Annotated in this window: 19 protein-coding genes; 8 read left to right on the top strand and 11 right to left on the bottom strand. The window is 56.2% G+C overall.

Features of this window, described 5'->3' with window-relative positions:
* Positions 1-6: 6 nt before the first annotated feature.
* Together zapD and coaE are read right to left on the bottom strand one after the other, a co-directional pair.
* Positions 7-750 (bottom strand): cell division protein ZapD, encoded by a 744-nt coding sequence (gene zapD / locus SOM40_RS03715; RefSeq protein ID WP_166181604.1) that lies wholly within the window; start codon positions 748-750, stop codon positions 7-9.
* The gene (gene coaE, locus SOM40_RS03720) at positions 750-1,361 is read right to left on the bottom strand and encodes a dephospho-CoA kinase (protein WP_320529983.1); all 612 of its coding nucleotides are present in this window, start codon (positions 1,359-1,361) and stop codon (positions 750-752) included. Before coaE ends, zapD begins: the two co-directional genes overlap by 1 nt.
* Before the next feature lie 235 nt (positions 1,362-1,596).
* Here coaE and SOM40_RS03725 point away from each other — a divergent pair, with 235 nt between their 5' ends.
* Positions 1,597-2,640 carry a GMP reductase gene (locus tag SOM40_RS03725; protein ID WP_106994250.1) on the top strand — a complete coding sequence of 348 codons (1,044 nt, stop codon included), beginning with the start codon at positions 1,597-1,599 and terminating at the stop codon, positions 2,638-2,640.
* Between the two features lie 31 nt (positions 2,641-2,671).
* Here SOM40_RS03725 and hofC read toward each other — a convergent pair whose 3' ends face one another.
* From hofC to nadC, 4 genes are all read right to left on the bottom strand, one after another.
* Positions 2,672-3,868, bottom strand: a complete 1,197-nt coding sequence (hofC, locus tag SOM40_RS03730; RefSeq protein WP_320529984.1) for a protein transport protein HofC — start codon at positions 3,866-3,868, stop codon at positions 2,672-2,674.
* Complete coding sequence (gene gspE / locus SOM40_RS03735; RefSeq protein WP_320529985.1) at positions 3,858-5,243, bottom strand: type II secretion system protein GspE; 1,386 nt, start codon at positions 5,241-5,243, stop codon at positions 3,858-3,860. Before gspE ends, hofC begins: the two co-directional genes overlap by 11 nt.
* Positions 5,240-5,692, bottom strand: coding sequence for a prepilin peptidase-dependent pilin (gene ppdD, locus SOM40_RS03740; RefSeq protein ID WP_106994253.1), 453 nt, complete (start codon positions 5,690-5,692; stop codon positions 5,240-5,242). Before ppdD ends, gspE begins: the two co-directional genes overlap by 4 nt.
* Before the next feature lie 184 nt (positions 5,693-5,876).
* Entirely contained in the window at positions 5,877-6,770 is an 894-nt protein-coding gene (nadC, locus tag SOM40_RS03745) for a carboxylating nicotinate-nucleotide diphosphorylase (protein ID WP_106994254.1), read from the bottom strand.
* 87 nt (positions 6,771-6,857) lie between these two features.
* Between nadC and ampD the strand changes: the two genes are divergently transcribed.
* Together ampD and ampE are read left to right on the top strand one after the other, a co-directional pair.
* Entirely contained in the window at positions 6,858-7,421 is a 564-nt protein-coding gene (gene ampD / locus SOM40_RS03750) for a 1,6-anhydro-N-acetylmuramyl-L-alanine amidase AmpD (RefSeq protein ID WP_106994255.1), read from the top strand.
* Positions 7,418-8,272: a beta-lactamase regulator AmpE gene (ampE, locus tag SOM40_RS03755; RefSeq protein WP_106994256.1), complete on the top strand. Its 855-nt coding sequence runs from the start codon at positions 7,418-7,420 to the stop codon at positions 8,270-8,272. Before ampD ends, ampE begins: the two co-directional genes overlap by 4 nt.
* A gap of 18 nt (positions 8,273-8,290) precedes the next feature.
* Here the strand turns inward: ampE and SOM40_RS03760 are convergent, their stop codons facing one another.
* The 3 genes from SOM40_RS03760 to aroP all read right to left on the bottom strand — a co-directional run bounded on the left by SOM40_RS03760 (position 8,291) and on the right by aroP (position 12,179).
* Positions 8,291-9,241, bottom strand: coding sequence for a glycoside hydrolase family 43 protein (locus SOM40_RS03760; protein WP_225759571.1), 951 nt, complete (start codon positions 9,239-9,241; stop codon positions 8,291-8,293).
* A 10-nt stretch (positions 9,242-9,251) separates the two neighbouring features.
* On the bottom strand, positions 9,252-10,649 hold the full coding sequence (locus SOM40_RS03765) for a glycoside-pentoside-hexuronide (GPH):cation symporter (RefSeq protein WP_106994258.1): 1,398 nt from the start codon (positions 10,647-10,649) through the stop codon (positions 9,252-9,254).
* A 159-nt stretch (positions 10,650-10,808) separates the two neighbouring features.
* Positions 10,809-12,179: an aromatic amino acid transporter AroP gene (gene aroP / locus SOM40_RS03770; protein WP_320529986.1), complete on the bottom strand. Its 1,371-nt coding sequence runs from the start codon at positions 12,177-12,179 to the stop codon at positions 10,809-10,811.
* Positions 12,180-12,717: 538 nt separating this feature from the next.
* Between aroP and pdhR the strand changes: the two genes are divergently transcribed.
* From pdhR to lpdA, 4 genes are all read left to right on the top strand, one after another.
* Positions 12,718-13,482: a pyruvate dehydrogenase complex transcriptional repressor PdhR gene (gene pdhR / locus SOM40_RS03775; protein ID WP_103947083.1), complete on the top strand. Its 765-nt coding sequence runs from the start codon at positions 12,718-12,720 to the stop codon at positions 13,480-13,482.
* A 121-nt stretch (positions 13,483-13,603) separates the two neighbouring features.
* Positions 13,604-16,267, top strand: coding sequence for a pyruvate dehydrogenase (acetyl-transferring), homodimeric type (gene aceE, locus SOM40_RS03780; protein ID WP_225759570.1), 2,664 nt, complete (start codon positions 13,604-13,606; stop codon positions 16,265-16,267).
* Positions 16,268-16,281: 14 nt separating this feature from the next.
* Entirely contained in the window at positions 16,282-18,180 is a 1,899-nt protein-coding gene (aceF, locus tag SOM40_RS03785) for a pyruvate dehydrogenase complex dihydrolipoyllysine-residue acetyltransferase (RefSeq protein WP_166181609.1), read from the top strand.
* 175 nt (positions 18,181-18,355) lie between these two features.
* Entirely contained in the window at positions 18,356-19,780 is a 1,425-nt protein-coding gene (gene lpdA, locus SOM40_RS03790; RefSeq protein ID WP_106994262.1) for a dihydrolipoyl dehydrogenase, read from the top strand.
* A 58-nt stretch (positions 19,781-19,838) separates the two neighbouring features.
* Here the strand turns inward: lpdA and SOM40_RS03795 are convergent, their stop codons facing one another.
* Together SOM40_RS03795 and SOM40_RS03800 are read right to left on the bottom strand one after the other, a co-directional pair.
* The gene (locus SOM40_RS03795; RefSeq protein WP_320529987.1) at positions 19,839-20,633 is read right to left on the bottom strand and encodes a DUF2950 family protein; all 795 of its coding nucleotides are present in this window, start codon (positions 20,631-20,633) and stop codon (positions 19,839-19,841) included.
* Positions 20,634-20,644: 11 nt separating this feature from the next.
* Positions 20,645-22,138 carry a DUF3300 domain-containing protein gene (locus SOM40_RS03800; RefSeq protein ID WP_320529988.1) on the bottom strand — a complete coding sequence of 498 codons (1,494 nt, stop codon included), beginning with the start codon at positions 22,136-22,138 and terminating at the stop codon, positions 20,645-20,647.
* An 890-nt stretch (positions 22,139-23,028) separates the two neighbouring features.
* On the opposite strand from SOM40_RS03800, the gene acnB reads away from it, so the two are divergent.
* Complete coding sequence (gene acnB, locus SOM40_RS03805; protein ID WP_320529989.1) at positions 23,029-25,626, top strand: bifunctional aconitate hydratase 2/2-methylisocitrate dehydratase; 2,598 nt, start codon at positions 23,029-23,031, stop codon at positions 25,624-25,626.
* Positions 25,627-25,665: the final 39 nt, after the last annotated feature.

Raw genomic sequence — 25,665 nt, forward strand, 5'->3', positions numbered from 1 at the left:
GACTCCTTAACAACACGCCAGCTCAAAGTCGAGACGTTCCGGCACCAGACCATGTTCACTGTCGAGCGGCATGAAACGAATCGCAAAGCGGCTCTTGTGACCTGAAATTTGCGGATAAAGCTGATCGGCAAGGGTCAGCTGCAGGCGCAGCAGATCGGCATCCTCGCCGTTATCCTGATAAAACCCGTTCAGGCTGGTTTGCTTGCGGAACGGCGCGGAGTTGCGGATCAAATCGAGGATCAGCGACAGCGCCTGCGTCAGTGGCTCAAGGCTGCCGAGCCAGCTTTGGACCTGAATATCGCGCTGCTCCTGCGGCATATGCAGCCAGATATGCAGGGTCGGCAAATCGAAACTGCAGCAGCCGCCAGGAATGCTCAGACGTTGACGAACCAATGCTACCAGGCGATCTTCTCGCAAAAACTGGCCGATACGCGGCGCAGCCATCAATACTGTGCTGTTGTGTTTCAGCTGCTGACGCAGGCTGTCAATGCGGCTGTTATCCACGCCCGGGACTTCGGCCCAGGCCTGCAATTTACGCTGCTGACGCTCCAGTTCTTTCAGTAATTCAGTGCGGACTTCGCCACGCTCTAACACATCCAACAGGTCGCTTACGTTACGAAAAAAATGCAGCGCCGAGGTGTGGTCGTGTACCGGCAGGAGGCCTGAAAGCTGCTGGATTAAAAACTCGATGCGCAGCCAGGTACGCATTTTTTCATTGAGGGGATGCTCAAAAAGAACGTGGGTGTGCATTAGGCTTTTTCCTGTAAAACGGCCTGCGCCAGGTAGTACTGATGCAGGCGGGCAACATCGGAGGCGATGGCATCCGGTGCGCCGTTATTATCAATAACATCATCCGCGACGGCAAGGCGCGCTTCACGCGTGGCCTGCGCGGCAAGAATTTGTTCAGCATGTTCGCGCCCGACATTATCGCGGGCGATGGTGCGCTGAATTTGTGTTGTCGGAGAGACATCCACCACCAGGACCCGGTCAGCTTTGTCGTGAAGCTTATTTTCCACCAGAAGCGGTACGACCCAGAGTACATAAGGGGAGGTCGCCTGCGATATCTGCTTCTGCGTCTCCTGCTGGATCAGCGGATGAAGCAGGGCATTAAGCCAGGCTTTTTCTGCAGGATGCGAGAAAATGCGTTCACGCAGCATCCGGCGGTTTAAGGTACCGTCGGGCGCAATCATGTCGTGGCCGAAATGTTCTGCGATAGCGTGTAATACAGGTGTACCGGGCTCTACCACCTGGCGGGCAATGATATCGGCATCAATAATTGTGACACCCAGACGTGAGAAGGCGTCGGCCACAGTGCTTTTGCCACTGCCAATGCCTCCCGTTAATGCAACGATGTACCCCATTAATTAAAATCCTGGGAAATATTCATTATTGATATCAATTGCTTAAGATTTAATCTTTTAACGGCAATGGTTAAGCTCTGCTTACGGACTTTTTACCAGGTAAATTTATAGGATTGTAGCGTAAAAAAAGTGAATTTCGCAGTCTTGCGCAACAGGTATTAGTGCGTATGATAGCGTCACTGGAGTTGTGTGTTTCGTTTTTCGACATTTACCCCAGTACCCCAGGAATCCGCAAATGCGTATCGAAGAAGATCTGAAGTTAGGTTTCAAAGACGTTCTTATCCGCCCTAAACGTTCTACCCTGAAAAGTCGCTCCGACGTTGAACTCGAACGTGAATTCACCTTTAAGCATTCCGGTCAGACCTGGTCTGGCGTGCCTGTTATCGCCGCCAATATGGATACGGTTGGGACGTTTGCGATGGCAAAAGCACTGGCCTCCTTCGACATTCTGACCGCGGTGCATAAGCATTACAGCGTTGAAGAGTGGAATGCGTTTGCAGGCTCGGTATCTGAAACCGTGCTTAAGCACGTGATGGTTTCCACTGGCACCTCTGACGCCGATTTCGAAAAAACGAAACAGATCCTGATTGCCAACCCGAACCTGAACTTCATCTGCATTGATGTCGCCAATGGTTACTCTGAGCATTTCGTGCAGTTCGTCAGCAAAGCGCGTCAGGCCTGGCCGACCAAAACCATTATTGCGGGTAACGTGGTTACCGGTGAAATGTGTGAAGAGCTGATCCTGTCCGGCGCCGATATCGTGAAAGTGGGCATTGGCCCGGGTTCCGTCTGCACCACCCGCGTGAAAACCGGTGTTGGCTATCCGCAGCTTTCCGCAGTAATCGAGTGTGCTGATGCCGCTCACGGCCTGGGCGGCCAGATCATCAGCGACGGCGGTTGCACCACGCCAGGTGACGTGGCGAAAGCCTTTGGTGGCGGCGCAGACTTCGTCATGCTGGGCGGTATGCTGGCAGGCCACGAAGAGAGTGGCGGTACCGTGGTTGATGAAAACGGTGAAAAATTCATGCTGTTCTACGGCATGAGCTCTGAATCGGCGATGAACCGTCACGTAGGCGGTGTTGCTCAGTATCGTGCGGCAGAAGGTAAAACCGTCAAACTGCCACTGCGCGGCCCGGTTGAGAATACCGCGCGTGATATCCTGGGTGGCCTGCGTTCAGCCTGTACCTACGTGGGCGCATCCCGCCTGAAAGAGCTGACCAAGCGCACCACCTTTATCCGCGTTCAGGAACAGGAAAACCGCGTTTTCAATAGCCTGTAATGCACTCTCGCTGGCGCATCTCGCGCCAGCGTTATCCCGCACTCATCGCATCCCCCAGATGGAAAATCGGCAGGTACATCGCGACCACCAGCGTGCCGATAATTAACCCCGTCACAATCAACAGCAGCGGCTCCAGCAGCGAGGCCAGATTATCAGCCTGCTGAAAAGTCTGTTCATTATGATGCTGCGCCAGATTTGCCAGCATGATATCCAGCGACCCCGACGCTTCACCAGTGCGCACGAGCTGAATGCAGAGCGGCGTAAAGATCGCTGCTTCATTCAGGGCAGACCAGATAGGCGCACCCTGCATGATGCGCTGGCGTGCCGCCTGTAATGTCTCCTGCCAGAAGGGGCACGTCAGCGTCTCCTCGGTACTGTCCAGCCCCTGAAGAAAGGCGATGCCTGCCTGCTGGGTGAGCGACAGCACGGTAAAGATCTGGCTGAGCTTTTGCCCGCGCACCAGCGGGCCAATCACCGGGCTGTTCAGCAGCAGACGCTGCGTAGCACGTTGCCACCGCCGGTTGCGGCGAACCAACATCAGGCCAGATGCCGCCGCCAGCAGACTTAACACCAGTCCGGCCCCCCACTCCTGAAGCGTGGTCGCTAGCGCCATTACGGCCCGGGTCAGGGCCGGTAGGGGCGTATTGAAGGTTTTGTAGATCGCGGCAAACTCCGGCAGCACCAGGGTCACCATCGCCAGCACTACGGCGACGGCCAGGGCGAGAATGATGATCGGATAGCGCAGCGCCTTTTTCACCTTCGCGCTGAGCTGTTGCTGCGTTTTTTGCTGCTGGGCCAGTTGACGGCAGCACTCATCAAGCTTGCCGGTCAGCTCCCCGGTTTTGATCATCGACACATAGAGGGGAGGGAAGACGTGCGGCCACTTTTTCATGGCTTCAGAAAAGGCACATCCGGCGCTAAGATCGTCGGCCACGCTCTGCAGTAAGGCCTGCCACTGTCGGGCCGGATGCTGCTGGGCCAGAAGCGCCAGACCGGCCGAGAGCGTTAAGCCCGCCTGCAGTAGCGTCGCCAACTGGTGGATCATCTCGTAGCGATGCTGCGCCTGCCAGCGCGTCTGTTGCCGGCAGCGCCTGAGCTCAAGGGGAACCAGCTCCCGGCCTGAGAGGATATCCCACGCCGTCTGTTTGTCGGGCGCCCAGAGCGCGCCTGTCTGCTGCTCCCCCTGCTGGGTGAGCGCCCGCCAGCGCCAGAGTTGATTACCTGTCATCTGATTCGCCCAGCATCTGTACCAGCTCCCCGAGGGTGGTGTGGCCTTGCTCTACCGCCATACAGCCATGCTCAAACAGCGTGATCATGCCTGACTGCCGGGCCAGTTTTTCAATCTCTTCGACCGGCGCGCCGCTGGCAATGGCGGTGCGCAGCTCACGGGTGATGACCATCACCTCGAAGATTGCCACCCGACCATAAAAGCCGTGATAGCAGCGGTCGCAGCCCACGGGCTGCCAGTGCGGCAAAGGGCGAGGCCACAGCGCCTGGGGTAGCGGCGCATCCCGACGCAACTCAGTACGACAATGGGGACATAATCGGCGCACCAGCCGCTGGGCGATCACCAGAGACAACGCCGAGGAGATCATCCAGCGCGCCACCCCCATCTGCTGCAGGCGAACCAGCGTCTCTGCAGTGGAGTTAGTATGCAGCGTCGACAGCACCAGATGGCCGGTCTGGGCAGCGTTGATGGCGATCTCCGCCGTTTCGCCATCGCGAATTTCGCCCACCATGATGATGTCGGGATCCTGGCGTAAAAACGCCCGCAATACGCTCTGAAAGGTTAACCCCGCCCGCGGGTTAATGGGGGTCTGATTGAGCCCCGCCAGCGGGATTTCGACAGGATCTTCCACGCTGCAGATATTTACTTCGGGCGTGTTCCTGGCCTGTAATGCGCTATAAAGCGTGACGGTTTTGCCGCTGCCGGTGGGGCCAGTCACCAGAATCAGTCCCTGGGATTTGTTCAGCGCGCTGGCGAAGAGTCGCTGTTGGGTCTCGTTCATCCCCAACTGTTCGAGCTGCAGCGTCTGTTGCTCCTGCTGCAGAAGCCGCAGAACGATTTTTTCGCCGCTGCGACAGGGGAGCGTGGCGATACGAAACGAGACGGGGGAGCCCGAAAGCTCGACGGTAAATTGCCCGTCCTGGGGTAAGCGACGTTCGGCAATATCCAGATTGCCCAGCACCTTCAGCCGGGCGATTAGCGTTGTGCCCAGTTCGGCTGAGAGCGGCGGCTGCGGATAGAGCACGCCGTCAATGCGCAAGCGGATCTGCCAGCTCTCGTCGGTGGGCTCGATATGAATATCCGACGCGCGCTGGCTCAGGGCGTGAGTCAGGGTGTGGTTAAGAAGGTCGGTGGCGGAACGCGTCGAGGTATTAACCACGGGCAGATGTGCCTCCGACGTGGTTTGCTGCTGCTTTTCCATGCGCTCGGCGGTCCAGCATTCAATATCGATTCTTTTCTGCGTCGCGAAACGTAACGCCTCCAGCAGTTCGGTCGGCGGGTTGCCGACCACCGCAATATTGATTCTGTCCGGGTCGCTGGTCAGCAGCAGGGCGTGATGACGCCGACACAGCGCCGTTAACTGTTCAGGCTTCATTGCCCGCTCTCCTGCTCAGCCGTAAAGCGGAACACCTCTTCGCAGGCCTGCTTCAGCGCGCTGTCCTCGCCCACGGTGCAGAGTCGCTTCCAGCCGGTGATGCCGTTGCCATTATCCCACTGCGGCGTCATTACTACCTCGAGACCATTCAGGCTCTCCTGGCCGGTAAGGGTGACGGCACCTTTAGCGATACTCATCCCGGAGACATAGCGGCTGGTTGCCGGGGAGGGAATGCCGTTGACGCCTGCGTCGCAGCGCTCAGTTCCGCCATGATCGAGGGCGCAGAGTTCGACGGCGGTACGGTAGGGCATAAAGGTTTGCAGCATGTCGGTGAGAGCGGCTTTACGCAGGTAGTTCTGGTAAGCCGGAATGCCAATCGCGCTGAGAATGGCGACGATACCGATGACCACCATTAACTCGATGAGGGTAAATCCTTTTTGTCTTTCCATGGGTCGCTCCTTAAGTTGACGCACGCTACTGTGGCAGCGGGACAGACCGGGGGCGAGGGGCAAAAATCGATTTGTGAAGCATGATTCAGCGAGATGTGCGGGCGTTACAGAGCAATGCAGCGGGTTTGCGAGGCGGGTCGTAAATCGGGTTTGCCCGGCCAGTGCTGACCGGGCTTAGTGTCACTTAGCGAAAGCGCATTGACAGGTCGAGGGCGCGAATGTGTTTGGTCAGCGCGCCAACGGAGATGAAATCGACGCCGGTTTCGGCGAACTCACGTAAGGTTTCGTGCGTCACGTTGCCAGAGACCTCAAGGCGGGCCTGGCCGTTAGTGCGTTTGACGGCCTCGCGCATCTGCTCAGTCGTAAAGTTGTCCAGCATGATGATGTCAGCCCCGGCTTTCAGCGCATCGTCCAGCTCCTGCAGATTCTCCACTTCCACTTCCACCGGCACATCCGGGTGCAGCCAGAAGGCTTTTTCCACGGCCTGGCGAACGGATCCCGAGGCGATAATGTGGTTCTCTTTAATCAGGAACGCATCGGATAATCCCAGACGGTGGTTGGCGCCGCCGCCGCACAGCACGGCATATTTCAGGGCGGTACGCAGGCCCGGCAGCGTTTTGCGGGTATCCAGCAACTGGGTCGTTGTGCCTTCCAGCAGATCGACATAGCGGCGTGCTTCGCTGGCGACGCCGGAGAGCGTCTGGACAAAGTTGAGCGCGGTGCGCTCACCGGTCAGCAGGACTCGCGATGCGCCTTCCAGTTCAAACAGCGGCTGGTTAGCTTTAATGTTATCGCCATCTTCAACATGCCACGTCACCTGAACGCCGTCCCCGGCCAGCTGGATAAAGACCTCTTCCACCCAGCGTTTACCACAGAACACACCATCCTCACGGGTGATCACCACCGCATGGGAACGGGCATCTTCCGCCAGCAACTGGGCGGTAATGTCGTTGTCAGCGTTGACGTCTCCACCCAGATCTTCGCGCAACGCATTGGCGACGCTTACCGGAATATCGAGATTAATACGTTCCAGCAGTACGTTACGTCTGTGGTCGGGGTTGTAGCGACGAGGCGGCATGTTAAAACTCCAAATTGGTAACGAATCATAAGATTGAAACATGCTACTCTGAACCGGGAATCAGCACCATATATAAGGAGATCCTGCATGCACTCAGAACATGGCTGGCTGGCAGAGGCACGGCGTGTTCCTTCGCCACACCACGATTGCCGCCCGGAGGATGAGATCCCGTCGCTGCTGGTGGTGCATAACATCAGCCTGCCGCCAGGCGAGTTTGGCGGTCCGTGGATTGACGCGCTATTCACCGGGACAATCGATCCCGATGCTCACCCCTTTTTCGCGGAGATCGCTCACCTGCGCGTTTCGGCCCATTGTCTGATTCGCCGTGACGGTGAAATCGTCCAGTATGTTCCCTTTGATAAACGTGCCTGGCATGCAGGCGTTTCTCAGTATCAGGGGCGTGAACGCTGCAATGATTTTTCTATTGGTATCGAGCTGGAAGGCACGGATACGCTGCCTTACACCGATGCGCAGTATCAGCAGCTGGCCGCGGTGACGCGCACGCTTATCAGCCTCTACCCGGCTATCGCCCGCAACGTGACCGGACACAGCGATATTGCGCCGCAGCGCAAGACCGACCCCGGGCCGGCGTTTGACTGGCAACGATTCAACACCCTGCTTACCGCCCTGTCAGAAAAGGAGATGACATGACGTTATTTACCATGCTGCTGGTAATGATTGCTGAGCGTTTGTTCAAGCTGGGCGAGCACTGGCATCTGGATCACCGGATGGAAGTGCTGTTTCGTCGCATCCGCCATTTTTCCATGATCCGCACCCTGCTGATGACGGCGGGGGTGATGCTGGTGGTGTTCCTGCTGCTGCGTTCGCTGTATGGCCTGTTCTTTAATGTGCCGCTGCTGGTGGTGTGGATCCTGCTCGGCGTCCTCTGCATTGGCGCGGGCAAGGTGCGTTTGCACTACCATGCCTACCTGAAGGCGGCAACCAACAATGATGCCCATGCCCGCGGGGCGATGGCCAGCGAGCTGACGCTGATCCACGGCGTCCCGCCGGAGTGCAATGAGCGCGAGTTTTTACGCGAGCTGCAGAATGCGCTGCTGTGGATTAACTTCCGCTTCTATCTGGCACCCTTGTTCTGGTTTGTGGTGGGCGGTGCGTGGGGCCCGGTCCTGATGATGGGCTATGCCTTTTTACGCGCCTGGCAGAGCTGGCTGGCACGCTACCTGACCCCGCACGAGCGATTGCAGTCAGGGATCGACGCCATTCTGCATGTGCTGGACTGGCTGCCGGTGCGGCTGTTCGGGGTGGTGTATGCGTTGATTGGGCATGGTGAGAAAGCCCTGCCGGCATGGTTCGCCTCGCTGGGAGATCGTCATACCTCGCAGTACCTGGTGTTAACGCGTCTGGCGCAGTTCTCGCTGGCCCGCGAGCCGCACACCGATAAGATCGAAACGCCGAAAGCGGCCGTCTCAATGGCCAAGAAAACGTCGTTTGTAGTAGTGGTAATTGTGGCGCTGCTGACCATTTACGGCACGCTGATCTAAACCAGCGTGCCGCAGGACTTACACTGTATCCGCTGACGGGATGCCAAAATCAGGCATCCCGTTTTCATTCCAGCGAACAAGTTTCAGGCGGGTGTGGCGGTTTGGATCGTAGAGCGGATCGCCCTCGATTTCGGTGTAGTTGCGTGCATGGTAAATCAGCACGTCTTCGCCGTCCGGCGTTTGGGTGAAGCTGTTGTGTCCCGGCCCGTACTGACGGTTCTCGTAGCTGGTGGTGAATACCGGCTGCGGTGATTTATGCCAGTTCGCCGGGTTCTGTGGGTCGGCATTGAGGTCGATCCACAGCAGCCCCATGCAGTAATTTTCATCCGTGGCGCTGGCGGAGTAGCTGATAAACAACCGCTCGCCGTGGAACAGCACTGCCGGACCTTCGTTGACCCAGAACCCACGGCACTCCCAGTCATACTCCGGTTTGCTGAGCATCACCGGCTCGCCTTTTAAGGTCCACGGGTTCTCCATCTCGCACAGATACAGATTCGAGTTACCGGTGATATCCGGGGCTTTTTGCGCCCAGAGATACCAGCGTTTCCCCTGATGAATAAAAGTGGTGGCGTCTAACGCAAAGGTATCGAAGGGCGTTTTAACTTGCCCTTTTTCCGTCCACTCTCCTGTCAGGGGATCGTTGTCGGTACATTCGAGCACAAACATCCGGTGCTGGAACATCCCGAGTTTATCCAGCGCCTGGGTGTGCGTGGCGGCAAAATAGATGTACCAGTTGCCGTCAATGCAGTGCAGTTCCGGGGCCCAGATCAGCTGACTCATCGGGCCGGTGGCCGGTTTGCGCCAGACCACCACCTCATCGGCACTGCGCAGCCCCTCCAGCGTGTCGGCACGGCGGATCGCCAGCCGGTCATATTCCGGCACCGAGGCAATAAAGTAGTATTGCCCTTCATGATGAAGAATGTACGGGTCAGCGCGTTGTTCAATAAACGGGTTTGGCCAGGTTTGCATTCGGCTTTCCTTATTTAGTCTCAGCGGCTTTGAGTTCCTGAAAATCATTCAGCTCGCGATAGTTGTTCCGGCGTTTTTCCAGGTCTTCCTGAATCTGCTTCATGGTTTCGCGATCGACTTTCAGCAGACGGACCACGCCAGCGGTAACGAGATACCCGACGCCAGGGATGACGGTAAACAGCAGCACGATGCCGTTGATGGCGTCCGCGCTTTGCGCTTTAGCACCCGCATCATAACCGTACCAGGAGAGCAGGAAGCCCACCATCGCCCCGGCAATTGCCAGGCCCAGCTTGAGGAAGAAGATGTTGCCGGAGAAGCTGATCCCGGTGATGCGCTTACCGGTTTTCCACTCGCCATAGTCGTCCACGTCGGCCATCAGCGACCAGTGCAGCGGCGACGGGATCTGGTGAAGGATGTTCAGCAGGAAGTAGAGCACCACAATGGTCACGGTGGCTTTCGGATCGAAGAAGTAGAAGGCGGTGGAGAAGATCGCCAGCACGATGTTAGTCCAGAAGAAGACCTTCAGCTTACACCAGCGGTCGGTCAGCACTTTTGCCAGCACGCTGCCAAGCATCATGCCCACCACGCCCAGGCTGATAAACAGGGTGGCGAAGTGAGTGCTCTGGCCCATAACCCAGGTAACGTAGTACATGGTTGCCGCCATGCGGATAAAGCCCGGGCAGACGTTGCACAGGGTCAGGAGCAGAATGCGTACCCACTGGTCGTTCTTCCACACGTCTTTGAGATCGTTTTTCAGCTCGTCATGGGTTTGCACTGCCGGGCGCACGCGCTCGCGCACGGTAGAGAAGCTGAACAGGAACATGCAGGTACCAATCAGCGCCAGCACGGTCATCGCCATCTGGTAGCCTTTGGCTTTGTCTTCGCCGCCGAACCAGTCAGCCATCGGCAGCAGCGTCAGCGACAGCAGCAGCGTGGCGATACCGACCATCACGAAGCGGTAGGACTGACAGGCCACGCGCTCTTTGGGATCGTTAGTGATCACACCACCCAGCGAGCAGTAGGGGATATTGATCGCCGTATAGGTCAGAGAGAGCAGGAAGTAGGTAACAAAGGCATAGATAACTTTGCTGTTGTAGGTCCAGTCCGGGGTGGTGAACATGAGAATACTGAACAGCGCATAGGGGAAGGCGATCCATAACAGCCATGGACGAAATCGCCCATACTTACTGCGGGTACGATCGGCAATGGCACCCATAATCGGGTCGGTAATGGCATCAATGACGCGCACGGAGAGCAGCAGCACCCCCACCAGCGCCGGGGCCAGACCGAAAATATCCGTATAAAAATAGTTCACAAACAGCATGATGGCGCCAAAGATGATGTTGCATCCGGCATCCCCCATTCCATAGCCGATCTTTTCTTTTACTGAAAGTTTATTGTTATCCATCGACGATTCTCCGAGTTCGGTATGGAGAGAATTATTCGCTGCCGAAGCAAAATATGCGTTGCAGTATAACGTCGGTGATATGGATAAAATGGCTGTAGACGGGAAAGTGTGAGGAAGGTAACAACCCTCTGCGTCCGGGGGACGCAGAGGGGAAGGGCATTAATGTACTTTTACTGCTTTGGCATTTTTTTCTTTAAACATATAGCCGACCCCGAGGATCACAATCCAGACCGGGATCAGGTAGACCGAGATCGCCATGCCCGGCGTCATCAGCATGATAACCAGTACCGCGGCCATAAAGATCAGGCAAACCCAGTTACCCAGCGGGTAGAGCAGGGCAGGGAAGCGCGTTTTTACGCCCTGCTGCTGTTTCGCACGACGGAACTTCATGTGCGCCAGGCTGATCATCGCCCAGTTGATCACCAGGGCGGAGACCACCAGCGCCATCAGCAGACCGAAGGCAGAGTCCGGGGCCAGGTAGTTGATCAGCACGCACAGTGCCGTCACAACCGCCGACACAATAATGGTGTTAACCGGTACGCCACGCTTATCGACATTGAGCAGCGCTTTCGGGGCGTTACCCTGCTGAGCCAGGCCGAACAGCATACGGCTGTTGCAGTAAACGCAGCTGTTGTACACCGACAGCGCCGCGGTCAGTACCACTACGTTCAGGGCGTTGGCCACGAAGGTGTCGCCCAGCTCGTGGAAGATCAGCACGAACGGGCTGGTGTCCGCGGTAACGCGGGTCCATGGCAGCAGGGAGAGCAGCACCGCCAGCGAGCCCACATAGAAGATCAAGATGCGGTAGATCACCTGGTTGGTGGCTTTCGGGATGCTCTGCTCCGGGTTGTCGGCTTCAGCGGCGGTAATACCCACCAGCTCCAGACCACCAAAGGAGAACATAATGATTGCCATCATCATCACCAGCCCGGTCATGCCATGTGGCAGGAAGCCGCCCTGATCCCAGAGGTTGCTTACGCTTGCCTGTGGGCCGCCGTTCCCGCTGAACAGCAGCCAGCCGCCGAACAGGATCATCGCCACAACTGCGATAACTTTAATAATGGCGAACCAGAACTCCATCTCACCGAACACTTTCACGTTGGTCAGGTTAATGGCGTTGATCACCACGAAAAAGACTGCCGCGGAGACCCAGGTCGGGATCTCAGGCCACCAGAACTGGACGTATTTACCAACTGCGGTCAGTTCCGCCATCGCCACCAGCACATACAGCACCCAGTAGTTCCAGCCAGAGGCGAAGCCGGCAAAGCTGCCCCAGTATTTATAGGCAAAATGGCTGAAAGAACCGGCGACCGGCTCTTCGACCACCATTTCACCGAGCTGACGCATAATCAGAAAGGCAATAAAACCGGCAATGGCGTAACCCAGAATAATACCCGGACCGGCAGACTGAATAACCGATGCGCTGCCCAGAAACAGGCCAGTACCGATAGCGCCCCCGAGCGCGATAAGCTGAATATGGCGGTTTTTAAGGCCGCGTTTCAGCTGATCGCCGTGCTGTTGACCATCCATTATGAAACCTCGTGTGTGGTTGTTATGTTCACGCTCAGGCGTGTGTAATTATGAAATTCCATTTCATGTATTTATTAGTTTACGGTTCAATTGGCTGAAATAACCGGATGTGTCTTCCGTAATCGGAAGAATAGTGTTAAGCGACGGCGAATGCACCTGCTTTATGCGTGGAGAAAGCGAGTTCGAATAAAAAGAAAGCATTTGTAAATCGTTCCGTTTGCGTCCCTTCATCAACCTATAGAATAAAAATGCTCCATAAGTGGGCAGTTTTTCATTTTTTACTCCGCTAAATCGGTTCAGATCGCACTTTTCATCGTTTCGATAACGTTAAAACTGCCTCTTTAGGAGTAATCATTTCATTTGTGCAGAGTTACATTTTTGAAACGTTATTTCTGTAAGGTTGTTAAAATAAGCAGGGTTTACTGATTTCGGTCAAAACCAATATGGACAGAAGGTGAATACTTTGTTACTTTAGCGATACGAATATGAAATTGGTAAGACCAATTGACTCCGGGCAAAAAGGCGTAAGACAGGGAATATGGCCTACAGCAAAATTCGCCAACCAAAATTATCCGATGTGATTGAGCAGCAGCTGGAGTTTTTGATCCTGGAGGGGACCCTGCGCCCCGGTGAAAAACTACCACCTGAACGCGAACTGGCTAAACAGTTCGACGTTTCCCGTCCCTCGCTGCGTGAGGCGATCCAACGTCTCGAAGCCAAGGGCCTGCTGCTTCGTCGCCAGGGTGGCGGAACCTTTGTGCAAAACAGCCTGTGGCAGAGCTTCAGCGACCCGTTAGTGGAGCTGCTCTCCGACCACCCAGAATCCCAGTTCGATCTGCTTGAGACCCGTCACGCGCTTGAAGGCATCGCGGCTTACTACGCGGCGCTGCGCAGCAACGATGAAGATCGTGAACGCATTCGCGAACTCCATCAGGCCATTGAACGGGCCCAACAGTCCGGCGATCTCGACGCCGAGTCCGACGCCGTCGTCCAGTATCAAATTGCCGTCACTGAAGCAGCCCACAACGTGGTGCTCCTCCATCTGCTACGCTGCATGGAGCCAATGCTTGCCCAAAACGTTCGTCAGAATTTTGAATTGTTGTATGCCCGTCGGGAGATGCTCCCGCTGGTCAGCAACCATCGCACTCGTGTATTCGAGGCGATAATGGCCGGGGAGCCGGAGCAGGCGCGTGAAGCGTCGCACCGTCACCTGGCTTTCATTGAGGAAATCTTGCTGGACCGCAGCCGTGAACAGAGTCGTCGAGAACGTTCACTGCGCCGCATACAGCAACGAAAGGATTAAGCGCCAGTTTTTTAGAGCGCGGCAACTAAACGCAGAACCTGTCTTATTGTGTTTTCTGGCGAAAATACAATGGGACAGGTTCCAGACAAATCAACGTATTAGATAGATAAGGAATACCCCCATGTCAGAACGTCTCCAAAATGACGTGGATCCGATCGAAACTCGCGACTGGCAACAGGCGATCGAATCGGTCATCCGTGAAGAAGGTGTTGAGCGCGCTCAGTATCTGATTGAACAGATGCTTTCTGAAGCCCGCAAAGGTGGCGTGAAAGTAGCTGCAGGTGCAGGGGCTAACAACTACGTAAACACGATTGCCGTCGAAGACGAACCGGAATACCCGGGCAATCTGGATCTGGAACGCCGCATCCGTTCTGCAATTCGCTGGAACGCCATCATGACCGTTCTGCGCGCGTCCAAAAAAGATCTGGAGCTGGGCGGCCACATGGCTTCCTTCCAGTCTTCTGCAACCGTTTATGAAGTGTGCTTTAACCACTTCTTCCGCGCGCGCACCGAGAAAGACGGCGGCGACCTGGTGTACTTCCAGGGCCACATCTCTCCGGGCGTGTACGCACGTGCGTTCCTGGAAGGTCGTCTGACTGAAGAGCAGATGAACAACTTCCGTCAGGAAGTTCACGGTAAAGGCCTCTCTTCTTATCCGCACCCGAAACTGATGCCAGAATTCTGGCAGTTCCCGACCGTATCCATGGGCCTGGGTCCAATCGGTGCGATCTACCAGGCTAAGTTCCTGAAATATCTGGAACACCGTGGTCTGAAAGACACCTCCCAGCAGACCGTTTACGCCTTCCTGGGCGACGGCGAGATGGATGAGCCAGAATCTAAAGGTGCGATCACCATCGCTACCCGTGAGAAGCTGGACAACCTGTGCTTCATCATCAACTGTAACCTGCAGCGTCTGGATGGTCCGGTAACCGGTAACGGCAAGATCATCAACGAACTGGAAGGCATCTTCGCAGGTGCTGGCTGGAACGTGATTAAAGTCATGTGGGGTGGTCGTTGGGATGAGCTGCTGCGTAAAGACACCAGCGGTAAACTGCTCCAGCTGATGCAGGAAACCGTTGACGGCGACTACCAGACCTTCAAATCCAAAGACGGTGCCTACGTACGTGAGCACTTCTTCGGTAAATACCCTGAGACTGCAGCCCTGGTTGCAGACTGGACTGACGATCAGATCTGGGCCCTGAACCGTGGTGGTCACGATCCGAAGAAAGTCTACGCTGCACTGAAAAAAGCGCAGGACACCAAAGGCAAAGCAACTGTAATCCTGGCGCATACCGTTAAAGGTTATGGCATGGGTGATACTGCCGAAGGTAAAAACATCGCGCACCAGGTGAAGAAAATGAACATGGACGGCGTGCGTTATATCCGCGACCGTTTCAACGTTCCAGTGACAGACGAGCAGGTTGAAAACCTCTCCTACATCACCTTCCCGGAAGGTTCTGAAGAGCACACCTATCTGCACGCGCAGCGTCAGAAACTGAACGGCTACCTGCCGTCCCGTCAGGTGAACTTCACTGAGAAACTGGAACTGCCAGCGCTGGAAGACTTCTCTCAGCTGCTGGAAGAGCAGAACAAAGAGATCTCCACCACTATCGCCTTCGTGCGTGCCCTGAACGTGATGCTGAAGAACAAGTCGATCAAAGATCGTCTGGTTCCAATCATTGCTGACGAAGCGCGTACCTTTGGTATGGAAGGTCTGTTCCGTCAGATCGGTATCTACAGCCCGAACGGTCAGCAGTACACCCCGCAGGACCGCGAGCAGGTTGCATACTATAAAGAAGACGAGAAAGGCCAGATTCTGCAGGAAGGTATTAACGAGCTGGGCGCAGGCGCATCCTGGCTGGCTGCTGCGACCTCTTACAGCACCAACAACCTGCCGATGATCCCGTTCTACATCTACTACTCCATGTTCGGTTTCCAGCGTATCGGTGACCTGTGCTGGCAGGCTGGCGACCAACAGGCTCGCGGCTTCCTGGTAGGTGGTACTTCCGGTCGTACGACCCTGAACGGTGAAGGTCTGCAGCACGAAGATGGTCACAGCCACATTCAGTCTCTGACTATCCCTAACTGTATCTCTTACGACCCGTCTTACGCGTACGAAGTGGCAGTCATCATGCATGATGGCCTGACCCGTATGTACGGTGAAGCGCAAGAGAACATTTACTACTACATCACCACTCTGAACGAAAACTACCACATGCCGGCGATGCCGGAAGGTGCCGAGGAAGGTATCCGTAAAGGTATCTACAAACTCGAAACCGTTGCAGGTAGCAAAGGTAAAGTTCAGCTGCTGGGCTCCGGCTCTATCCTGCGTCACGTTCGTGAAGCAGCGCAGATCCTGGCGAACGACTACGGCGTAGGTTCTGACGTTTACAGCGTGACCTCCTTCACCGAACTGGCACGTGATGGCCAGGATTGTGAGCGCTGGAACATGCTACACCCGCTGGAAACTCCACGCGTTCCGTACATCGCTCAGGTGATGAACGACGCGCCAGCGGTCGCTTCTACTGACTATATGAAACTGTTCGCTGAGCAGGTTCGTACTTACGTACCAGCTGATGATTATCGCGTTCTGGGTACTGACGGCTTCGGTCGTTCTGACAGCCGCGAAAACCTGCGTCACCACTTCGAAGTTGATGCTTCTTACGTGGTTGTAGCAGCACTGGGCGAACTGGCTAAACGTGGCGAAATCGATAAGAAAGTGGTTGCAGACGCAATTACCAAATTCAACATCGATGCAGAAAAAGTTAACCCGCGTCTGGCGTAAGAGGTAAAAGAATAATGGCTATCGAAATCAATGTACCGGACATCGGGGCTGATGAAGTTGAAATCACCGAGATCCTGGTCAAAGTGGGCGACAAAGTTGAAGCTGAACAGTCGCTGATCACCGTAGAAGGCGACAAAGCCTCTATGGAAGTCCCGTCTCCTCAGGCTGGCATCGTTAAAGAGATCAAAGTCTCTGTTGGCGATAAAACCGAGACTGGCAAACTGATCATGATTTTCGATTCCGCCGACGGTGCAGCAGCTGCTGCACCTGCGCAGGAAGAGAAGAAAGAAGCCGCTCCGGCCGCCGCTGCTCCAGCAGCTGCCGCGGCAGCGAAAGAAGTGAACGTGCCTGACATCGGCGGTGACGAAGTTGAAGTTACCGAGATCCTGGTCAAAGTGGGCGACACCGTTGCCGCTGAACAGTCGCTGATCACCGTAGAAGGCGACAAAGCCTCTATGGAAGTCCCGGCGCCGTTCGCAGGTACCGTTAAAGAGATCAAGATCAACACCGGTGACAAAGTGTCTACCGGCTCCCTGATCATGGTCTTCGAAGTGGCAGGTGCAGCACCTGCTGCCGCGCCAGCTCAGGCTGCTGCTCCGGCACAGGCTGCTGCCCCAGCAGCGGCTGGCGGTGCGAAAGACGTTAACGTCCCGGACATCGGTGGCGACGAAGTTGAAGTGACCGAAGTGATGGTTAAAGTGGGCGACAAAGTTGCTGCTGAACAGTCACTGATCACCGTTGAAGGCGACAAGGCTTCTATGGAAGTCCCTGCGCCGTTCGCCGGTACCGTTAAAGAGATCAAAATCAGCACCGGCGACAAAGTGTCTACCGGCTCCCTGATCATGGTCTTCGAAGTGGAAGGCGCTGCGCCTGCTGCAGCCCCTGCGGCGGCCGCTCCGGCACCTGCTGCTGCACCGGCTCAGGCAGCTAAACCTGCTGCAGCCCCTGCTGCGAAAGCAGAAGGCAAATCTGAGTTCGCTGAAAACGACGCTTACGTCCACGCGACTCCGCTGATTCGTCGCCTGGCGCGCGAATTCGGTGTGAACCTGGCGAAAGTGAAAGGCACCGGTCGTAAAGGCCGTATCCTGCGCGAAGACGTTCAGGCTTACGTGAAAGACGCGGTTAAGCGTGCTGAAGCGGCACCTGCTGCTGCCACCGGTGGCGGTATCCCGGGCATGCTGCCATGGCCGAAAGTCGACTTCAGCAAGTTTGGTGAAATCGAAGAAGTGGAACTGGGCCGTATCCAGAAGATCTCTGGTGCTAACCTGAGCCGTAACTGGGTGATGATCCCGCACGTTACCCACTTCGACAAAACTGATATCACCGATCTGGAAGCGTTCCGTAAACAGCAGAACGCCGAAGCTGAGAAGCGTAAACTGGATGTGAAATTCACCCCGGTTGTCTTCATCATGAAAGCCGTTGCCGCTGCTCTGGAGCAGATGCCACGTTTCAACAGCTCCCTGTCCGAAGATGGCCAGAAGCTGACGCTGAAGAAATACATCAACATCGGTGTTGCGGTTGATACGCCAAATGGTCTGGTTGTTCCGGTCTTTAAAGACGTGAACAAGAAGAGCATCACTGAGCTGTCCCGCGAACTGACCGTGATCTCTAAGAAAGCGCGTGACGGTAAGCTGACTGCTGGCGAAATGCAGGGCGGTTGCTTCACCATCTCCAGCATCGGCGGCCTGGGTACTACCCACTTCGCGCCGATTGTGAACGCGCCGGAAGTGGCGATCCTCGGTGTCTCCAAGTCCGCGATGGAGCCAGTGTGGAACGGGAAAGAGTTTATGCCGCGTCTGATGATGCCGATTTCTCTCTCCTTCGACCACCGCGTGATCGACGGTGCTGATGGTGCCCGCTTCATTACCATCATCAACAACACCCTGAGCGACATTCGCCGCCTGGTGATGTAATCGAAAAGCCGGCCTGACGGCCGGCTTTTTTCTGATAATCTCATGCAGTTCGTGAGCTTATTGGCGAAAGCAAAAATTCGTGAGCCGTTTGTTGTTTCAAAATTGTTAACAATTTTGTAAAATACGAGCGGATAGAACGACCCGGTGGACGACGGGTATAAATTAAGAGGTCATGATGAGCACAGAAATCAAAACTCAGGTCGTAGTACTTGGGGCAGGCCCGGCAGGTTATTCCGCAGCATTCCGTGCCGCGGATTTAGGTCTGGAAACCGTCATCGTAGAACGTTACAACACCCTCGGTGGTGTTTGTCTGAACGTCGGCTGTATCCCTTCTAAAGCGCTGCTGCACGTTGCAAAAGTTATCGAAGAAGCCAAAGCGCTGGCCGATCACGGTATCGTCTTCGGCGAGCCGAAAACCGATATCGACAAGATTCGTACCTGGAAAGAGAAAGTTATCACTCAACTGACCGGTGGTCTGGCTGGTATGGCCAAAGGCCGTAAAGTGAAAGTGGTCAACGGTCTGGGTAAATTTACCGGGGCAAATACCCTGGAAGTGGAAGGCGAAAACGGCAAAACCGTGATCAACTTCGACAACGCGATCATCGCGGCGGGCTCCCGTCCGATCGAACTGCCGTTCATTCCTCATGAAGATCCACGCGTGTGGGACTCCACCGATGCGCTGGAACTGAAAGAAGTACCAAAACGCCTGCTGGTTATGGGTGGCGGTATCATCGGTCTGGAAATGGGCACCGTGTACCATGCGCTGGGTTCAGAGATTGACGTGGTTGAAATGTTCGACCAGGTTATCCCGGCTGCGGACAAAGACATCGTTAAAGTCTTCACCAAACGCATCAGCAAGAAGTTCAACCTGATGCTGGAAACCAAAGTGACTGCCGTTGAAGCGAAAGAAGACGGTATTTACGTTTCCATGGAAGGCAAAAAAGCCCCTGCAGAAGCGCAGCGTTATGACGCCGTGCTGGTGGCGATCGGCCGTGTGCCGAACGGTAAAAACCTCAATGCAGGTGCAGCGGGCGTGGAAGTTGACGACCGTGGCTTCATCCGCGTTGACAAGCAGCTGCGCACCAACGTGCCGCACATCTTTGCTATCGGCGATATCGTCGGTCAGCCAATGCTGGCACACAAAGGTGTTCACGAAGGTCACGTTGCCGCAGAAGTTATCGCCGGCATGAAGCACTACTTCGATCCGAAAGTAATCCCATCTATCGCCTACACTGAGCCAGAAGTTGCCTGGGTTGGTCTGACCGAGAAAGAAGCGAAAGAGAAAGGCATTAGCTACGAAACCGCCACCTTCCCGTGGGCTGCTTCTGGCCGTGCTATCGCTTCTGATTGCGCAGATGGCGTAACCAAACTGATCTTCGACAAAGAGACTCACCGTGTGATCGGTGGTGCGATTGTCGGCACCAACGGCGGCGAGCTGCTGGGTGAGATCGGTCTGGCGATCGAAATGGGCTGTGACGCTGAAGACATCGCGCTGACCATCCACGCTCACCCGACTCTGCACGAGTCTGTTGGCCTGGCGGCAGAAGTGTTTGAAGGCAGCATCACCGACCTGCCAAACGCGAAAGCGAAGAAGAAGTAATTTTCTTCCGGCAATAAAAAAGCGGCTCATGAGCCGCTTTTTTTTATCCTGCAAAACCCTACTGCGCCACAAGTTGCCAGCGACCGCCCGGATTAAACGCCGCCAGCGCTTTGGCTTCTTCCGCCGACGCCTCACCCAGATTGGCCTGCCACACCCGGTCATCCCCGTTGATCATAAAGCTCATCACCCCGGTTTCACCGTAACTCACTGGCCAGGCAATCATCGCAAAGCCTGATTTGCTGTCCGGCAGGATGCGGAAGTGGTAGCCGTGGTAGCCCTGACCCGGCTCTTTCGGGCTGAAGGCCGGGCCGAGCGGGCTGGGGGCTTCACCGGGTTTCACCGGCCAGTAGAGACAATCTTTTTTACCCTCGCTGCTGACAATTTTCTGCGCATACTGGCTGGTGAGGGCGTAATAGCTCTCCTGCGCATCGACGTAGGCGTGCAGCGCCTCGATGGCGGCCAGCTCGTTGCGACCCACTTCACGGTTGAGGATCTCCTCTTTGGCCTCCTGCATGTCGAACTGCCACCCCTCGGCGCGTTTCACCACCGGGATCGGCAGCTGCCAGTGGTACTCCCCCACGGTGAGCCAGGCCATGTCGCCGTCGATCACCGTATGATGGTTCACCTGCCAGTCACGCTTAAAACGATCCACCGCTTCCGGGTCAACGCCGTCGGCCGGTAAGAAGGTGCGCCAGTCTTCGCCGAGCAGGTTGACCAGTTCCTTGTCGTTCTGCTCGTTGATGGCTTTCGCCAGCGCATCGGTCGCCTGTTCGGGCGTGCTGAAATGTTGTTGGGCAAAGACGCCGGTCGATACCATGAACAACATCATTCCGCTGAGTAATTTACTTTTCATTGTCCTCTCCCTTAACGATGACGAAATTCACGGTGTTCACCGCCGCCCCGGCGTTCAGACATCTGGGCTCTGCCACCGCTGCGCTGTTCCGGGGTACGGGCCGACTGCTGACGGCTCTGCATCCCACGCTGCTGTTGGGCCTGCCAGCTGGCCGAGCGGCTGTCGTTGCCGCTGAGGGCGTTGGCCCGCTGATGCGTTTGCGTGGTGCGCTGCCGGGTCTGCTCAGTGCGCTGCTGCGGTTGTGCCTTACGGGCAGTTTCCTGACGGGTCGCGCTGCGTTGGGCGTTATTTTCCCGTTTGGTGGCTTTCGGGCGCTCGTTGTCGTATCCCCGGTAGTTATTGCGCTGGGAGAGCTGGTTCAACTGCTGGCTTGCCGCCTGGCGCTGGGCGTCGCGGTTGACGGTCCCTGGCGGCGTTGTGGGGCTGGTGTTAGCGGTCCGGCGCACCGCGGTGTTGTTCTGCGGGTAGCGGGTATTTAACTGGCTGGTGGCGTAGGGTACGCCCCCGCGATACGCCGGATTATGCTGCCAGCCGCGGTTAGCATCCAGTCGTTCACCGCTGATCTTATTGAAGTTATCCACGTTGATATTGATGTTGTTATCACCGTTACGCGAATAGCCGCCGTGGTGATCCCCGTTATGATGGTCATGATCCCAGTCATCATCGTCATCCCAGTCGATATTGCTGAAGATGGCATAGGTTGTGGCCACCCCGAGACTGAAGCCCAGCCCTTTCACCAGGCTGTCGGTGAACTGCTCCCCCGGAGGCGGCGGCAGATAGACCGGCGGATAACTGGTGTTAGGCCAGGTACCATAAACCGTGCTGGGGTTATAGGTTGGGACATACACCACCTGCGGATCGGCGGATTCAATTTTGATCACCGTTGGGGCAGGAGCTGATGTTGAGGTTGAAGTCGAGGCTTTTAGCGGTTCGGTTTTCGCCACCGTGGTCACCGTCTGCTGCGGCGTAGACTGCAGCGCGCCGGTTTGCTGCGCCAGCAGGCGCAAGCGCTGGACGGAGTCCATCACATCCTTCGGCTGGGCGAGAAACGCATCCCCGAGATTCTGCACCCACGGCGGGTTTTCCCCCATCAGCGACATCAGCTGCGGGAAGGCGACCAGCGATTTTACGCTCGGATCCCAGGGCTGCCCCGCGACCGCCTGAACCGCCGCATCTCCCTGCATCTTCGGATTGTCCCGCGACCACTGGGCTGCCTGGATCACGTTCGCCGGATAGGTGGCGGCCATCAACACTTGCGACAGCAGTGCGTCCGGATACAGCGCAATCGGGGCGACCCATTGATCGATTTGCGCTGCGGTGTAGGCCACCGGCACCTGGGGCACAGCCACTGGCGCAGTCTGGGTGACCGGAGCGGGCTGCACGGGTGGGGGAGGCTGAGTGATGGTTTCCGGTGCGCGGCTATTCACGTAGACAACGCCCGAGGCGGCTAACAGCCCGGCGCTACACAGGAGAGCAATCAGATGTGGCTTAAGGGGCAACTTCATAGTAAGACTCCGACGAGAGCGAGGCCGTAAGGCGTTTACGTTGCCGCGAGTATATGCACCCGGGTATTACTTTTTTGACTTAAACAGGGAACCGTGCCGACCGGCCGGAGAAAGAGTGTGAGCATTTATTACACAGATTATATCCGATGACGCAAAATCCGTTGGGGTTTCAAATGGCCGCTCTTGCGAGCGGCCAGCAGCTAGTTGCCGAGGTTAATGACAAACAGCACTGTGATGTCGGATATGCTCCAGCCACCGTGCAGTGCCGTCAGCAGTAAACCGATCACAACGATCAGCGTATAGAATCGCATCTCCATTGCGAGCGTTCCTTTGCAGGCTACGCGGGTTCATTCTTCACCGGGAAAGGCAGAACCAGGCAAATTGGGACTTTGCCACGTAGGTTACGGAACTGCTCCCGGACCCGGTGACTGGTTGCTACACCAGCGAAGCAGGCCGATAAAAACAATAGCGGATTCATGTGGAACGCAATAGCAGGAAGAGATAATTACATGCAGTTTCATCTGAAACTGGATAAGCCTGCGCAAAAGTGAACTAACCAGTTGCAAGTGAGCAGACTTGGGAGCAAAATCAGCTTCGTTGGGACTTTGCCACAAATCTGCTAACCCGGTGTGCTACCACCGCAAGGCAACAAAATAACCGCTTTAGAGCGGTTTTTTTGTGCCCAAAATTCTTCCCGCCTCGCCGCTATACCATGCTTAACGATTCAGCAAACGATTTAATGTTGCTTTTTTGTAAACGGATTAACACTGTCTGAAAATCCTGCTATGCTGCCCGACGCGGTATCGGGCATTTACCCTACAAACTGCTGTCTCACAGGAGCGTGAAGAGAACGCCGGCCGCATATGACAATGAGAGCGAGGAGAACCGTCGTGCTAGAAGAATACCGTAAGCACGTAGCAGAACGTGCCGCCGAGGGGATTGTACCGAAACCCTTAGATGCTACCCAGATGGCTGGGCTCGTCGAGCTGCTGAAGAATCCGCCAAAAGGCGAAGAAGAATTCCTGTTAGATCTGTTGATCAACCGTGTACCGCCAGGCGTCGATGAAGCCGCCTACGTTAAAGCCGGTTTCCTTGCTGCGATTGCCAAAGGCGAAGCAACCTCCCCACTGGTTACCCCTGAAAAAGCGATTGAACTGCTCGGCACCATGCAGGGTGGTTATAACATTCATCCGCTGATTGATGCGCTGGACAGCGCCACGCTGGCACCGATTGCCGCTAAAGCCCTGTCCCATACGCTGCTGATGTTCGACAACTTCTACGACGTAGAAGAGAAAGCGAAAGCGGGCAATGGCTACGCGAAGCAGGTTATGCAGGCCTGGGCTGATGCCGAATGGTTCCTGAGCCGTCCTGCGCTGGCGGAAAAAATGACCGTCACCGTCTTCAAGGTGACCGGCGAAACCAATACCGATGACCTCTCTCCGGCGCCGGATGCCTGGTCACGCCCGGATATCCCACTGCACGCCCTGGCGATGCTGAAAAACGCCCGCGAAGGCATTGAGCCGGATCAGCCTGGTGCCGTCGGCCCGATCAAGCAGATCGAAGCCCTGCAACAGAAAGGTTTCCCGCTGGCTTACGTTGGTGACGTGGTCGGTACCGGTTCTTCCCGTAAATCCGCCACCAACTCCGTGCTGTGGTTTATGGGCGATGACATTCCACATGTGCCGAACAAGCGCGGCGGTGGTCTGTGCCTCGGCGGCAAAATTGCCCCTATCTTCTTCAACACCATGGAAGATGCCGGCGCTCTGCCAATTGAAGTGGACGTGAACAACCTGAACATGGGCGACGTGATTGACGTCTACCCGTTCAAAGGTGAAGTGCGTAACCACGAAACTAACGAACTGCTGGCGACCTTCGAGCTGAAAACCGACGTGCTGATCGACGAAGTGCGCGCCGGTGGCCGTATCCCGCTGATCATCGGTCGTGGCCTGACCACCAAAGCGCGTGAAGCGCTGGGTCTGCCGCACAGCGACGTATTCCGTCAGGCGAAAGACGTCGCCGAAAGCAACCGTGGTTACTCTCTGGCGCAGAAAATGGTTGGTCGCGCTTGCGGCGTAGCCGGTATCCGTCCGGGTGCCTACTGCGAGCCGAAGATGACCTCCGTGGGCTCTCAGGACACCACCGGTCCTATGACCCGTGACGAACTGAAAGACCTGGCGTGCCTGGGCTTCTCCTCTGACCTGGTGATGCAGTCCTTCTGTCACACCGCGGCCTATCCGAAGCCGGTTGACGTCACTACCCACCACACCCTGCCAGACTTCATCATGAACCGTGGCGGTGTCTCTCTGCGTCCGGGCGATGGCGTAATCCACTCCTGGCTGAACCGCATGCTGCTGCCGGATACCGTCGGTACCGGTGGTGACTCTCACACCCGTTTCCCGATTGGGATCTCCTTCCCGGCGGGTTCTGGTCTGGTGGCCTTTGCCGCTGCGACCGGCGTGATGCCGCTGGACATGCCGGAATCTGTTCTGGTGCGTTTCAAAGGCAAAATGCAGCCGGGTATCACCCTGCGTGACCTCGTGCATGCGATCCCGCTGTACGCGATCAAACAGGGCCTGCTGACCGTTGAGAAGAAAGGTAAGAAGAACATCTTCTCTGGCCGCATCCTCGAGATCGAAGGTCTGCCGGATCTGAAAGTGGAGCAGGCGTTTGAACTGACCGATGCCTCTGCTGAGCGTTCCGCTGCCGGCTGTACCATCAAGCTGAACCAGGCACCAATCGAAGAGTACCTGACCTCCAACATCGTGCTGCTGAAGTGGATGATTGCTGAAGGCTACGGCGATCGTCGTACTCTGGAGCGTCGTATTCAGGGCATGGAGAAATGGCTGGCGGATCCACAGCTGCTCGAAGCCGATGCTGACGCAGAATACGCGGCAGTGATCGACATCGATCTGGCCGACATCAAAGAGCCAATCCTGTGTGCGCCGAACGATCCGGACGACGCGCGTCCTCTGTCTGACGTTCAGGGCGAACAGATTGACGAAGTGTTTATCGGTTCGTGCATGACCAACATCGGTCACTTCCGCGCTGCCGGTAAACTGCTGGATACCCACAAAGGCCAGCTGCCGACCCGTCTGTGGGTGGCACCGCCAACCCGTATGGACGCGGCCCAGCTGACGGAAGAAGGTTACTACAGCATCTTTGGTAAGAGCGGGGCGCGTATCGAAATCCCTGGCTGTTCCCTGTGTATGGGTAACCAGGCGCGCGTGGCTGACGGTGCGACGGTGGTCTCCACCTCAACCCGTAACTTCCCGAACCGTTTAGGTACCGGTGCAAACGTCTACCTGGCCTCTGCGGAGCTGGCGGCGGTTGCGGCGCTGATTGGCAAGCTGCCAACCCCGGAAGAGTACCAGACCTTCGTGGCCCAGGTAGATAAGACCGCGGTGGATACCTATCGCTATCTGAACTTCGACCAGCTCTCTCAGTACACCGAGAAGGCTGACGGGGTTATCTTCCAGACGGCAGTATAATTAGTGTTTGTTCCCTCTCCCTGTGGGAGAGGGCCAGGG

The sequence above is a fragment of the Leclercia sp. CFBP8987 genome (genome assembly GCF_034044995.2).
Classification (GTDB): domain Bacteria; phylum Pseudomonadota; class Gammaproteobacteria; order Enterobacterales; family Enterobacteriaceae; genus Enterobacter; species Enterobacter tamurae.

Excerpts from the sequence above, each read along its gene's own strand:
- zapD (WP_166181604.1), bottom strand. The coding sequence starts at position 750 with ATGCACACCCACGTTCTTTTTGAGCATCCCCTCAATGAAAAAATGCGT.
- coaE (WP_320529983.1), bottom strand. The coding sequence starts at position 1,361 with ATGGGGTACATCGTTGCATTAACGGGAGGCATTGGCAGTGGCAAAAGC.
- SOM40_RS03725 (WP_106994250.1), top strand. The coding sequence starts at position 1,597 with ATGCGTATCGAAGAAGATCTGAAGTTAGGTTTCAAAGACGTTCTTATC.
- hofC (WP_320529984.1), bottom strand. The coding sequence starts at position 3,868 with ATGACAGGTAATCAACTCTGGCGCTGGCGGGCGCTCACCCAGCAGGGG.
- gspE (WP_320529985.1), bottom strand. The coding sequence starts at position 5,243 with ATGAAGCCTGAACAGTTAACGGCGCTGTGTCGGCGTCATCACGCCCTG.
- ppdD (WP_106994253.1), bottom strand. The coding sequence starts at position 5,692 with ATGGAAAGACAAAAAGGATTTACCCTCATCGAGTTAATGGTGGTCATC.
- nadC (WP_106994254.1), bottom strand. The coding sequence starts at position 6,770 with ATGCCGCCTCGTCGCTACAACCCCGACCACAGACGTAACGTACTGCTG.
- ampD (WP_106994255.1), top strand. The coding sequence starts at position 6,858 with ATGCACTCAGAACATGGCTGGCTGGCAGAGGCACGGCGTGTTCCTTCG.
- ampE (WP_106994256.1), top strand. The coding sequence starts at position 7,418 with ATGACGTTATTTACCATGCTGCTGGTAATGATTGCTGAGCGTTTGTTC.
- SOM40_RS03760 (WP_225759571.1), bottom strand. The coding sequence starts at position 9,241 with ATGCAAACCTGGCCAAACCCGTTTATTGAACAACGCGCTGACCCGTAC.
- SOM40_RS03765 (WP_106994258.1), bottom strand. The coding sequence starts at position 10,649 with ATGGATAACAATAAACTTTCAGTAAAAGAAAAGATCGGCTATGGAATG.
- aroP (WP_320529986.1), bottom strand. The coding sequence starts at position 12,179 with ATGGATGGTCAACAGCACGGCGATCAGCTGAAACGCGGCCTTAAAAAC.
- pdhR (WP_103947083.1), top strand. The coding sequence starts at position 12,718 with ATGGCCTACAGCAAAATTCGCCAACCAAAATTATCCGATGTGATTGAG.
- aceE (WP_225759570.1), top strand. The coding sequence starts at position 13,604 with ATGTCAGAACGTCTCCAAAATGACGTGGATCCGATCGAAACTCGCGAC.
- aceF (WP_166181609.1), top strand. The coding sequence starts at position 16,282 with ATGGCTATCGAAATCAATGTACCGGACATCGGGGCTGATGAAGTTGAA.
- lpdA (WP_106994262.1), top strand. The coding sequence starts at position 18,356 with ATGAGCACAGAAATCAAAACTCAGGTCGTAGTACTTGGGGCAGGCCCG.
- SOM40_RS03795 (WP_320529987.1), bottom strand. The coding sequence starts at position 20,633 with ATGAAAAGTAAATTACTCAGCGGAATGATGTTGTTCATGGTATCGACC.
- SOM40_RS03800 (WP_320529988.1), bottom strand. The coding sequence starts at position 22,138 with ATGAAGTTGCCCCTTAAGCCACATCTGATTGCTCTCCTGTGTAGCGCC.